This is a genomic window from Enterobacter cloacae complex sp.6700776 (genome assembly GCF_048284255.1).
Lineage (GTDB): Bacteria > Pseudomonadota > Gammaproteobacteria > Enterobacterales > Enterobacteriaceae > Enterobacter > Enterobacter intestinihominis.
On record NZ_JBLVYK010000017.1, the window covers coordinates 37169 to 48169 of the forward strand.

Genomic DNA, 11001 nt, shown 5'->3' on the forward strand with positions numbered 1-11001 from the left:
TAGGCCGGGTAAGCGCAGCGCCACCCGGCAAAAAACAGAGAGTGCGGACTGATGCCCTCACCCCGGCCCTCTCCCACAGGTAGAGGGTGCAAACATTAAAACGGCAACCCGAGGGTTGCCGTTTGCTTTTACAGAGCCGTCCAGGCTTCAGCCCAAGCCAGGCCTGCACCCGGCTCATAGTACGTCGGCGCACTGTTACACCAGCCGCTGTACGGGAACGGTTTGCACTGGAACAATTTACCGTGGTTATTCACGATATCACCGGCGTTGTACTTGCTGTTCGCGCTCCATGCCGGGTAAGACGTATCTTCTCCGGATGGCGTTGCCGCTTTCGCTTTCACGTTCAGCAGGTAAGACGTGGTGCTGCTCAGCTCGCCATCGCTGACGGTCAGGCTCACTTCATACTGCTGCGCCGTTGCAGACTCAGGCGCCTTAAAGGTCACCACCGCTTTATCTTCGCCGGTCACGGTCTGGCCATCCTGAGAACGCCAGGTGTAGGTCAGCTTGTTGCCGTCTGCGTCGGTAGAGCCTTCCGCGCTCAGAGAAACCTGCGCGCCCGCTTCAACGGCACCGATTGGGCCCGCAATCTGCGCAACCGGCGCGTGGTTCACCGCGACAGGTTCAACCGGAGTTTCATCCGGAACTGGCGCTGGCGTTGGGGCCGGCGTAACATCTTCAGAAGGTGTTGGCGTTGGCGTGACCGGGGTTTCGTCCGGCGTCACCGAGGAACCGTCGTCATTCACGATATTCACGTTATAGAACTTCTGCACGCACTTGCTGTAGTCGCCCTCTTTGAACGCGCTGAACGGTGTCTGATAACCCACCAGCTGGCAAGAGTAAGTCTTGCCGTCCGGGGTATCCGCGCTCCATCCCCAGTCCTGTTCCCAGTAAATCTTCAGGGCGCCTGCGCCACCTTCGTCGAACTGCTTCATGTTGGCGCAACCCAACACTTCGTTCGCCGGAACAGGGACTTTCAGGTAGTTCGCAAATTCTTTGTAATACTTGATACGGTTCTGAGACTGCGCAATTTCAGTCGGGCCGCCGCACTCAACGCCACCGTTGATGATCTGGGTTGTTACACCGAAGCCCGGGACCAGGCCGTTGGCTTTATCGTGATCGTTCGGCTGCCATGTACCGTCGATCACCTGCAACATGCTTGGTTTTGGCGGCTGTGGATAGGCGAAGAAGAAGATAGCACTGGCCAGGTTCAGCCAGGTGTCCGCCACCAGCTCAGGTTTATCGAGCAGGGTACGCACGTCGCCGTACATCGCTTCAGAGAATGGACCGTAGTTGTAGTTGTAGGACAACTGTTTCGCACCGCGTCCGAAATAGCTCAGGAAATCGCCGTCTTTGTCTTTACCGCAAGGCCAGGTCTGTCCCTGCCAGACGTCCGGGTTACATTCGCCGTTATAGCCGCCCTTCTGCCCTTCGCTCCAGCCCATTTCACGCACGTGGACCAGCGCCTGACGCCATTCGGCTTCCGGACGCCAGCTTTCGTGGCCGCCGGTTTCCTGGGCAAAGTGGGCAAACATGGTCGCCAGCTCTTTGCGGCAGATAGCGTCGCTGTCACGACCGTCGTTGTAGGTCTTACACAGCGCCGGGAATTTACCCACGGCTTTCAGGAAGTTGCTGTAGGTATAAGCCTGTGCACGCAGCGGGAAGAGATATTCCCAGTCGCTGGCTTTCACAATCCCTTCAACGCGTTTGACGTTGTCCGGGTTCGCCGCGCGGCCTGGCTCAATCAGTTCGACCTGCGCGTTGTCCAGGGTCTGAATAGTCTCTTTAACGGAGGCCATCAGCGGGAAGTTAGTGAGCTCATGCTCTTTCTTCGCCAGATCGCTGGCTTTCATGGTGTACGGCTCGCCGGTGGTCGCCTGCAAAGAGGCGGCCTGCGCCATAAAAGGTGCAACGCAAGCACCAGCAACAAGTACACTCAGTAACGTCCTTTTGTTCATTTCAGTTTTCCTGTTCGTTTAAAATTAAATGTTAATATCCCGGCTTAGGTATTATTCCGTTAATACATAAACCACATTCAGCTGTTTTCACTTTTCGAAGAACACCTTCAGGAACTCTTCAAAAATAAAAAACGTTAATCGCGTGCTGCTAATTTTATTTGCTGATATTTAGCCCAGACCTTATGGGCATATTTCATCCGCTGCGGATAATTCTCTTTCTTCAACCCGGCGTTATAAGCGCCTACCGCTTCCCAGTTATAGCCATATACTCTTATCATTCCGGAGAGAATGGAGGCACCCACCATGATGGAGGTACACGGCTCGGTCATTAAGCGATACTCATCGATGCCTCTGCTTTCCAGCGCGGTAAAATGCGAGCTGTTGATTTGCATCAGCCCGACATCCCGCGTGCCATCGCGGTTTTTCCCAACCGCGTACGGATTCATACCGGATTCCACATTCGCTATCGCGTAGAGTAAATAAGGGTCGACATGATAATAACGCGCCGCTTTATCCCAACAGTTTGCCAGAGCGCCCTGGCTTATTATTAATAACAACAAAATGAGCTTTTTCATTTTTACCTGCTGACTTTATTGGTTATTTCTCCTTAGAAACATCCTGTAAATGAATTTCTAATTACTCCCCCTCAGAAGGGGGGAGTAATTAATGGGTTAGATTATTTGCAATCTGTTGATGCGCCTTCTTTTACCCATACGTCGCTATTTGCTGGGTTATCACCACGGGTCCACCATTTCGCACGGTAAACGTTACCTTCATAGGTGGTGGTGTCGCCGCCGTTGTAGACCAGGTCAGAACGCCAGTTCATCTTCACGTTGCTTACCAGCTCCCACGCGTCCATACCGAAGCCAGGCTGATTGCCCTGAGTCCAGTATTTCGCTTTCCACACGAGGTGGTCGAAGCTTACGGTATCGCCGTTGTTATAGATTTTGCTCGCGTCCCACGCAGCGTATTTGCTGGCGTTGGCATCGACAGGTGCGTCGCAGCTGCCGGTGGTATCGTCAGCTGGCGGGGTTACGTCGTCAGCCGGTGGTGTGACGTCATCGGCAGGAGGCGTTACGTCGTCAACCGGTGGGGTTACGTCATCGGCAGGAGGCGTTACCTCGTCAGCCGGCTTAGGCTCCACCGTCACCTGCACGTCAGACTGCACGCTGGTTTTACCGTCCGTCACAATAACGCTCAGGGTGTAGGAAGAGGTATTGTGCACTTCTGGCGCAGTGATGCGAACGTTGGCCGAATCAGTGCCGGTCGCGTTCATATCAGCCGGTACGCTCCAGCTGTAGGTCAGCGCGTCACCATCAGGATCGGATGCCTGCGCGTGCAGAGAAATTGCTTCACCGGACTGAACGGTAACGGCTTCCATGACATTGATTACCGGCGCCTGGTTGGCTTTAGGCGCTTTATTCACAACCTGGACGTCAACAGCATTGCTCAGCCCTTTAGCGTCGGTTACGGTCAAACGGAAGACCAGGTTCTGGTCGCTTGTCACAGCCGGAACGCTAAAGCTGGCTTTTGCTTTGGTGCTATTGGCGATGGTCACAGAAGGGCCTGAAACCTGCGTCCATTTATAGGTCAGCGCATCGTCGTCCTGGTCGCTGGAAGCAGAGCCATCCAGGGTTACGGTTGCAGGACCGGTGACATTTTGATCGGCAGCTGAAGCCACTGGCGCATGGTTAGTCTCAACAGGCAGATCCGGGATGGAACTTCCGCCCAGCAGGCTTTCGTTCATGGCGTTCAGGATATCGCCGTTATCAGACTCGATAGACCATGCGAACAGTCCGCCCAGGTTTTTGTTCAGTACGTATTTGCCTTTCGCCATAACGGAACGGGCGTTATCGTACGTCACCAGCTCACCGGTGGACTTGTTGAACACGTACGGCGCTTCAGCCGCTTCGTCATATTTGTATTCCCAGCCCGGTTTGCCCAGCATCTGGTTGACGATTTGACGATAGTCAACGATACCGTTTTCCCATGTCCCTTTAATTGGTCCGGTTGCGGTGCCGGTAAATGGATTATCGCCGGTATAACCATGAACGCCGGTCCAGCCGCGGCCATACATACCTGCGCCTACCACGATCTTGCCTGGCTTAACGCCCTGCTCCAGCATCGCTTTCACCGCGTTATCGGTGGTGTAGTTAGTGTCTGGTTTCCAGGAAGCACCGTACAGGGCGGTCTGGTGGCCCAGATCGGTATTGCTCCAGGCACCGTAGAAGTCGTAGCTCATCAGGAAGATATGGTCGAGGTACTGCTGCGTGGTGTTATAGTCCACGTCTTCGATCTTATCTTTACCGGCACCGATTGCAGTAGTCAGCTCGTAGGTACGACCGGTTTCCGCAGACAGTTCATTCAGCATCTGACGCAGGTCGTGCATCAGCGCGGTGTAGGTGGCTTTATCGGTCTGAGGATTGCCGAGTTTGGCGTTTTCACCGCCGCCGCCCGGGAATTCCCAGTCAATATCCACGCCGTCAAACACTTTCCAGGTGGTCAGGAAGTCTTTTACCGACGCCACGAAACGGTCACGCAGTACTTTGTTATCCATCTGATAGAACGGATCGGACAGGGTCCAGCCACCAATGGATGGCAGAATTTTCAGGTCAGGATGGGCTTTTTTCATCGCCATCAGCTGCCCATAGTTACCTTTGTAGGGATCGTCCCAGTTGCTTACGCCTTTCTGCGGTTTCTGCAACGCAGCCCATGGATCGTGAATGGCCACTGTGTAGTCCTGACGGCCAGCACAGGCGCGTTTCAGGGATTCCAGTGCACCTGAAGATTTGGCGCTGTCGTTAATACCGTCGCCGCCGCAAATTGGAATAAAGCCGTACAGCAGGTGGTTAATGTTCGCGACCGGGATCTTATCCGCAGAGAAGTTTCGATCGTAAACGCCCCACTCAGGGAAATAGGCACCGACGACTTTATCGGTATGCTGAGCGAAAGCTTTGTTATTTTCCAGCAGCGGCGTATTCAGCGGCAGCAAATGGCTTCCGTCGGTATCCGCAACGATAATCAGTTTGCTTGCGCTTTTGGTACAGCCGCTGTCGTTACACAGTTCGACCTGTTCCTGATAGCGGCCCCCTTTTTTGAGTTTGAAGGTCGCAGAACCCGCCGCGCTGCCCGCGCCGGTCCAGACGGTCTTGCCGTCCAGCAGCACTTTTGCAGACGTTGGGGCGTCACCGCTCCAGACGTTCCATTCCACTTTTACATCAACACCCTCTTTATGCACTTTGATGAGGTTGTTGTAATCCTGTGCCGCCTGATCCACTTCTACCAGCGCAAATTTATCATTGCCCGATGTAATAGAAGGCGTACCCGGCGCAGCTGCAAATGCGGAGCTGGTGGCCGCCGCAATAAAGAGCGCCAGATATTTTGGTTTCATAAATTTCATTTTTATTTCCTGATAAATTTATTTATAACGTAATAACCCATGCCTTCCGTGAGATCATGGATGCGTTTCGCGTAATGCGTATTTAACCAACGTGAGTGCCGTGAACAAAAAATTGTTGCTGCGCTGTATTCCTCCATAAAAAGATACAAGCCAAATCCCGTGTAGCTTATATCTCCTACGATACACCGAGTGTAAAGAGTCGTCCTTCTCTCCCAGCATCAAAAAGATTTATAAAAAACCTTGACCAGTATATTTAAAATGTGAAAGCAAACTGCTGACTAATAAACACCACGATTCCAGAAAAGGCGAGGTAAGGACCAAAAGAAATAGTGAGGTTATTTTTATTTAAATTATTGACGGCGAAATAACCGACAATACCGCTTAACGCTGCCGCCAGTTCAATGGAGGGTAATGCCTGCCAGCCGCACCAGGCGCCCAGCGCCGCCAGTAGCTTAAAATCCCCGTAACCCAGCCCTTCTCGTCCGGCGATCAGACGAAAAGCCCAGTAGAGCAGCCAGAGCGACAGATAGCCCGCCACCGCGCCAAACAGCGCAGCGCGTAGCGGTAATGTGTGGTCAATAGCATGGAGCACTAACCCCGCCCACAGCAGCGGCTGGGTCAGGCAGTCCGGCAACAACTGATGCTGCCAGTCGATCATGGCCAGCGGCAGTAAAAAAGCCGCCAGTAACCACAAAGAGAACAGCGCCTGAACGTCCGGCATGCACCAGGCCGTAATGCCAAAAAACAGCGCGGAGAACAGTTCCACCAAAAAGAGTCGCAGCGGGATTGCGCTGCCGCACTGGTGACAGCGCCCCCGTAATAACAGCCAACTGAGCAGCGGGATATTTTCCCATGCAGCAAGCGTGTGCTGACACACCGGGCAGTGCGAGGCAGGAAAGAGCAGATTGCCGCTCCCCTCCTCATCCATCACCATTCCCGGTACGCGCTCGGCAACAACGCCGAGAAAACTACCCATAATCCCGCCCAGGATAGCACTCATCATAGGGAAACCGAGCGGACAGGCCTCCCGCATCAGCGTGAAGGTATTCATGCGCTTTTTGACCAGGTAAGCTGCACCTGTGCTTTCACATCGCTGAGGTGGTCAACCGGCGTGAGGTTTATTTTTTGCAATGTCACGCCGGAGGTCTGATTAATTTCACGCAGCCAGCTTTTTAATTCATATACATTTACCCGATTCACCACGAACGATAAAGTTTGCCCCTCCTGGCGCACATCCGTCAGTGAAAGATTAATTTCATGAGCGCTGTTCTCGACCACCGTACGCGGATTATTCGTTTTAACTAACTGGACCTGAAGATGATTTTTATCAATTTCACTGCGCATCCAGTTGAGCGTCTCTTTTTGTCTTTTAAGCGTCGATTTACTATTTTGGATCATATTATCCAGGGGAATTACTCCTGTGTAATACACCGCAGCCCCCACAATGGCAACGGCACATATTTTTAAAATGATTTTTTCCCGAGCGCTGTAATTCTGATAGCGTGATTTCAGCTGCGCGATTCGCTCTTTCATTTATGTTTCCCTGCGATCATGGCGGTATACGGTTCGGTTGTTGAAACAGGTTGTAAGGTAAAATCAAAATTCTCACTGGTCTGGTTCACAAACGCCTGCAACGCGGGCTGGCTTTGCGCGCTAACGCTCAGCGTCAGGGTGTTTTGCTGCGCATCGTATTCCAGCAGATCGATTTCCATCGCAGGGACTGACTGCCTGGCTTTCTCCAGCTCCTCAAGCTGAAGAAAGAACCCCTTGCTCTGTTTTTTCAGGCTTTGGCCAAAGTGATATTTGATATTGGTCTGCTGGCGCATGCTGGGGAAATGGTGCTGATAAACCTGAACGATCTCCTGCTGAACCCGATTTTCCTGCTGCACCAGCATCCAGGCCATCGCAATGCGCGGCCCCAGCAGCAGACCAACGGACAGCAGGCCCGCCGCTATCATCGCTGCTTTCATGCTTTTTGCGGCCTGGACATGACCGGCCTTAAGGCTGAATTCACCGTGAAGCAGATTCACACGACAGGTTTTCCACTGCGGCTGGATCAGCACCAGCGGATGCTGCCAGGCATGCTGTACGTCAACGTGAACGTCCGCAGGCGCGTCGCCGTAGCAACACACTTCCCCGTCTCCGGCTTTCTGCATCAACAGCGGCAGCAGGGTTCCCTCCATTTCACCCGCCACGTGGGGAGATAAACGCAGCCAATAGCCTTTATCCTGTGCGACCAGCGTGCTGCCCCCTGCCGCCACGGGCAGCAGCCAGGCATCAGGCAGGGCCTGAATCACGTTTAATCCGGCCTCGTGACAGCGGGTCAATGCCGCACGCAGGCGGTCGGCGTCAATGGCAACGGCGTCGACGTCAGCGCCTTTTTTGTAGAGCACTGTCCAGTGGAGGTTGTCCACGTCGCCAATCAGCGTCTCTTCCGCCATCCACGAGAAGGCCATCGCCTGAGAAGCCACCTTTTTCGGCAGCGTGAAATGGCGGAAAATCATGTCGCTGGCGGGCAGCAGGAGACAAACGCGTGTAGCCAGCGGGTGTTCGGCCAGCATCTCCAGGCTGTCGAGCACCTCGACGCGCTCGCTGCCGGACTCACAGCACATTATTTTCCCGCCCTCGCGGCTGTCGGGGCGAACAAAAAGTACCTGTTTCATAACGTTCTACTTTTCTTATTCAATCATTCGGTAACGACGCTGCCACGTCACGATCTCACCGGCTTCGTTATTCATCTGAAGCTGGCTGACCACGCGAAGCGTTAATTCATCGGTATTGCCGCTGTAATTCACGCGGAAGTACCGGCTGTTTATAGAAAATTGATCTGCCACCTGCGGGAGATCGTCTTTTAACTGCGGGAAGGTCTGCTCCAGCGCTTTGCTGAACGCGTCCATATTTTCCCAGCCCGATTCCGGACGTGTATCCAGCAGACGAACCGCGTCATCCTGCGTGAATTTTCCCGGAAACATGGCCGCCAGCACCATGGCCTGTTCCGGTTGCAGGGTGTTAACGTCCACCTTGCTGGCGGCGTCCGGCAGCGCGCATAACACCTTGCTCACCTTCGGATATGCCGTAACCGGGAACGCTGGCAGCAGTTTGATCTCCGCGATGCTGCGCATCATCTGGTTTGCCGGTTGCCGGGCGGGCACGACGCCAGCCCACGCATCGCTTTCGGCACCCTCTTTCGCCGTGGTGCTGTCACCATCGAGATAATCCACCAGCTGGAAATAGACCGCCTCCGCCGTGCCCGGACTGAGCCCGCTTTCCGTCAGGAGTTGTTCAACAATCCGCTCTTTACGCGGTTTTTCCGCCACAGCGGGAGCGCTTTGCCCCTGGGGCGCGACGTCGGCGGTCAACAGGTTATTGACGTTAAAGCAGTCCTGAGCGTCTTCCACCTGGCTCACGACCGTGTAGTCTTCTCCCTGCGTCTCCAGCGGCTGATGCCAGTCGCCGTCCAGCGCCAGCGGCTTGCTCTCGCCGCTGGCATCGGTCTGTAACCTGTCCTTCACCACTTTTTCCTGGGCCTGCATCGCCCAGCGCAGCTGCTGCTGGCTTATCTGATAATGCGTTTTCTGCAAATTACGGCAGAACTGCTGGCTGATTTTGGCGGCCAGCGCCGACATCATCACCAGCAAAATCAGCACCACCAGCAGGGCGACGCCCTTTTGTTGACGGATTCGGTTCATGGTCTGGTCTCCGGCGAAGGCGCAGGGGTTGCGTCCGGAGTCGTCGCAGGCGCGTCGGCGGCTTTCTCTGGGGCAGCGGCAGCGGCCACCTCCGGCATATCCCCCGGCGTGGTGAACACCCAGCGCCAGGTATCCCCGTTTTCCATCGTCATCGTAACCTCCACGCCGTCCGGCAGATGGGCGGCGTCGTGCCAGGCTGTCTGCCAGCCCTGACGATAAAACCGCCACTGCAATGCTTTTACGCCGCTGACAATCGGCACTTCGTCAGGCTTAACGTCCACCGGGCCGTCAATGACCGGCCAGACGTCGCGGTACAAACGCCCCTCTTCCAGCCGCCAGCGCACGCGCTCCAGCTGGACCGTTCCGCTCACGCCATTCAGGGTGGTCAGTTCAAGGGCATCGCCCTCCTGACGGAACAGATCTGGCTCATTACGCGGCGCTCGCGCCTGTAGCTGGAAAAAGTCGCGCTCCATCAGACTCCAGCCGCGCTGAAGCTGGTTGAGCTTAGCGGCGCTGGCATCGGTGGCCGAGCTGGTACGCATCGCGCCGTCCAGAATTTGCCAGGCCAGGGTGCTGATTACCGCGAAAATAGTCAGCGCAATCATGATCTCCAGCAGGGTAAATCCGCGCTGGCGTCGCGTTTTCTTCACTTGCTCTCTCCCGGCGGAATGATGTGCAGGGAAATAACCGGCTGGCTCTCATCGCCTTCCGCATAGACGCGAATGGAGTTCGCCCAGCCGTTGTCGGCGGTTTTCACCCGCTGCTTACGCCAGTTCCAGCTGCGCCCGCCCATGATTTCCGTCCCCTGCTGCTCAGCATCCGGGAAGTCGGTTTTGGTGAGCTGCGCTTCCGCCAGCTGATTTTCCGCCACCCAACTGGCCTGCAAGGTATCGGCCAAGCCATGGGTAAAACGCACGTTCAGGGAGACCGAGTTCATTAGCGCCAGCGCGGAGGTGGAGAAAATCACCAGCGCGACCATCACCTCCAGCAGCGTCATCCCCTTTTGCTTTGTGTTGTCGTTAGCCATCGTTTTCTACCGATACCGGCGCCGCACCCTGCGACACCACGCGGAAATGGTGCTGTTTGTCGTAACTTTGCAGCGTCAGCGTAAAGCGGCTGATTTCACCGTCCGGTAAAAAGATCACCTGTGGCTCGGACGCCACCGTCGCGGCCAGGCGCTGCGGCGAGAGCGACACGTGCATCTCTTCCGGAAAATCACCTTTGGTGGTAATACGTCCGGCAGATAAAGGCACCCAGTGACGCTCGCCATTTTTATCCGCGATCGTCACCAGCTGATATTTATCGGTGGCGATCACCAGCCCGACAATATTTCCGTCCATCACTGCACGGTCTGAACCATAATCAACGAGCGCTTTTAATTGCTGGCCAAATATATCCGCGCCGCTGCGCGAAGGAATGGTGGACACCACCATCATGGCGCAGCTGGCAAATATCACCAGCGCCAGAATAATTTCCAGCAACGTAAAGCCGCGTTGATTTTTCATTACTTCTCGTTCTTATCCAGAGACCAGTTGGTAATGTCATCGGCAGTATTCGCTTCGCCGTCCGGACCCGCAGAGAAAATGTCCACCGCACCGTGTTCACCTGGGCTGACCAGAATATAATCGCTGCCCCATGGATCCTGCGGCAGGCGGCGAATATAGCCATCCGTGCGATAGCCGTTCGGGATTGGTGCGATTTCCGGCTTCGTCACCAGCGCCTGCAAACCCTGCTCTGTGGTCGGGTAGCGGTGGTTGTCCAGCTTATACATATCCAGCGAGCCTTCGAGCGCGACAATATCGCTGGTCGCCTTTTGCGTATCCGCTTTTTCTTTATTACCCATTAAGTTTGGCACTACCATACTCGCCAGAACGCCGAGAATAACAATCACCACCATTAATTCGAGCAATGTGAAGCCCGCCTGGCGAGCCAGGTTTTTACGTTTTAGAGCCATGAT

Annotated in this window: 11 protein-coding genes; all 11 read right to left on the reverse strand. The window is 54.8% G+C overall.

Going from position 1 to position 11001, the window contains the following annotated elements; all coding sequences use genetic code 11:
- Positions 1 to 128: 128 nt before the first annotated feature.
- Positions 129 to 1955, reverse strand: coding sequence for a chitinase (locus ACNQ0T_RS18955; protein WP_022647599.1), 1827 nt, complete (start codon positions 1953 to 1955; stop codon positions 129 to 131).
- A 134-nt stretch (positions 1956 to 2089) separates the two neighbouring features.
- Entirely contained in the window at positions 2090 to 2530 is a 441-nt protein-coding gene (gene iagB, locus ACNQ0T_RS18960; RefSeq protein ID WP_417930320.1) for a type III secretion system invasion protein IagB, read from the reverse strand.
- Between the two features lie 101 nt (positions 2531 to 2631).
- Entirely contained in the window at positions 2632 to 5355 is a 2724-nt protein-coding gene (locus ACNQ0T_RS18965; protein ID WP_417930321.1) for a glycosyl hydrolase family 18 protein, read from the reverse strand.
- Positions 5356 to 5608: 253 nt separating this feature from the next.
- The gene (locus tag ACNQ0T_RS18970; RefSeq protein ID WP_023305788.1) at positions 5609 to 6406 is read right to left on the reverse strand and encodes a prepilin peptidase; all 798 of its coding nucleotides are present in this window, start codon (positions 6404 to 6406) and stop codon (positions 5609 to 5611) included.
- The gene (gspM, locus tag ACNQ0T_RS18975; RefSeq protein WP_022647595.1) at positions 6403 to 6888 is read right to left on the reverse strand and encodes a type II secretion system protein GspM; all 486 of its coding nucleotides are present in this window, start codon (positions 6886 to 6888) and stop codon (positions 6403 to 6405) included. Before gspM ends, ACNQ0T_RS18970 begins: the two co-directional genes overlap by 4 nt.
- Entirely contained in the window at positions 6885 to 8018 is a 1134-nt protein-coding gene (gspL, locus tag ACNQ0T_RS18980) for a type II secretion system protein GspL (RefSeq protein WP_063853944.1), read from the reverse strand. Before gspL ends, gspM begins: the two co-directional genes overlap by 4 nt.
- A 15-nt stretch (positions 8019 to 8033) precedes the next feature.
- Positions 8034 to 9044: a type II secretion system minor pseudopilin GspK gene (gene gspK / locus ACNQ0T_RS18985; RefSeq protein ID WP_038415755.1), complete on the reverse strand. Its 1011-nt coding sequence runs from the start codon at positions 9042 to 9044 to the stop codon at positions 8034 to 8036.
- Positions 9041 to 9694, reverse strand: a complete 654-nt coding sequence (gene gspJ, locus ACNQ0T_RS18990; protein WP_169441022.1) for a type II secretion system minor pseudopilin GspJ — start codon at positions 9692 to 9694, stop codon at positions 9041 to 9043. The genes gspK and gspJ overlap by 4 nt, the downstream gene beginning before the upstream one ends.
- Positions 9691 to 10071, reverse strand: coding sequence for a type II secretion system minor pseudopilin GspI (gene gspI, locus ACNQ0T_RS18995; RefSeq protein WP_163347672.1), 381 nt, complete (start codon positions 10069 to 10071; stop codon positions 9691 to 9693). Before gspI ends, gspJ begins: the two co-directional genes overlap by 4 nt.
- Positions 10064 to 10549 carry a type II secretion system minor pseudopilin GspH gene (gspH, locus tag ACNQ0T_RS19000; protein ID WP_023299697.1) on the reverse strand — a complete coding sequence of 162 codons (486 nt, stop codon included), beginning with the start codon at positions 10547 to 10549 and terminating at the stop codon, positions 10064 to 10066. Before gspH ends, gspI begins: the two co-directional genes overlap by 8 nt.
- A complete protein-coding gene (gene gspG / locus ACNQ0T_RS19005; RefSeq protein WP_038415752.1) occupies positions 10549 to 10998 on the reverse strand; it encodes a type II secretion system major pseudopilin GspG in 450 nt (149 codons plus the stop codon). The genes gspH and gspG overlap by 1 nt, the downstream gene beginning before the upstream one ends.
- Between the last annotated feature and the right edge of the window lie 3 nt (positions 10999 to 11001).

What these genes read in the sequence shown, in the direction of transcription:
- gspK (WP_038415755.1), bottom strand. Translation starts at nt 9,044, where the DNA reads ATGAACCGAATCCGTCAACAAAAGGGCGTCGCCCTGCTGGTGGTGCTG.
- gspM (WP_022647595.1), bottom strand. Translation starts at nt 6,888, where the DNA reads ATGAAAGAGCGAATCGCGCAGCTGAAATCACGCTATCAGAATTACAGC.
- gspL (WP_063853944.1), bottom strand. Translation starts at nt 8,018, where the DNA reads ATGAAACAGGTACTTTTTGTTCGCCCCGACAGCCGCGAGGGCGGGAAA.
- gspH (WP_023299697.1), bottom strand. Translation starts at nt 10,549, where the DNA reads ATGAAAAATCAACGCGGCTTTACGTTGCTGGAAATTATTCTGGCGCTG.
- gspG (WP_038415752.1), bottom strand. Translation starts at nt 10,998, where the DNA reads ATGGCTCTAAAACGTAAAAACCTGGCTCGCCAGGCGGGCTTCACATTG.
- ACNQ0T_RS18970 (WP_023305788.1), bottom strand. Translation starts at nt 6,406, where the DNA reads ATGAATACCTTCACGCTGATGCGGGAGGCCTGTCCGCTCGGTTTCCCT.
- iagB (WP_417930320.1), bottom strand. Translation starts at nt 2,530, where the DNA reads ATGAAAAAGCTCATTTTGTTGTTATTAATAATAAGCCAGGGCGCTCTG.
- ACNQ0T_RS18955 (WP_022647599.1), bottom strand. Translation starts at nt 1,955, where the DNA reads ATGAACAAAAGGACGTTACTGAGTGTACTTGTTGCTGGTGCTTGCGTT.
- ACNQ0T_RS18965 (WP_417930321.1), bottom strand. Translation starts at nt 5,355, where the DNA reads ATGAAATTTATGAAACCAAAATATCTGGCGCTCTTTATTGCGGCGGCC.
- gspI (WP_163347672.1), bottom strand. Translation starts at nt 10,071, where the DNA reads ATGGCTAACGACAACACAAAGCAAAAGGGGATGACGCTGCTGGAGGTG.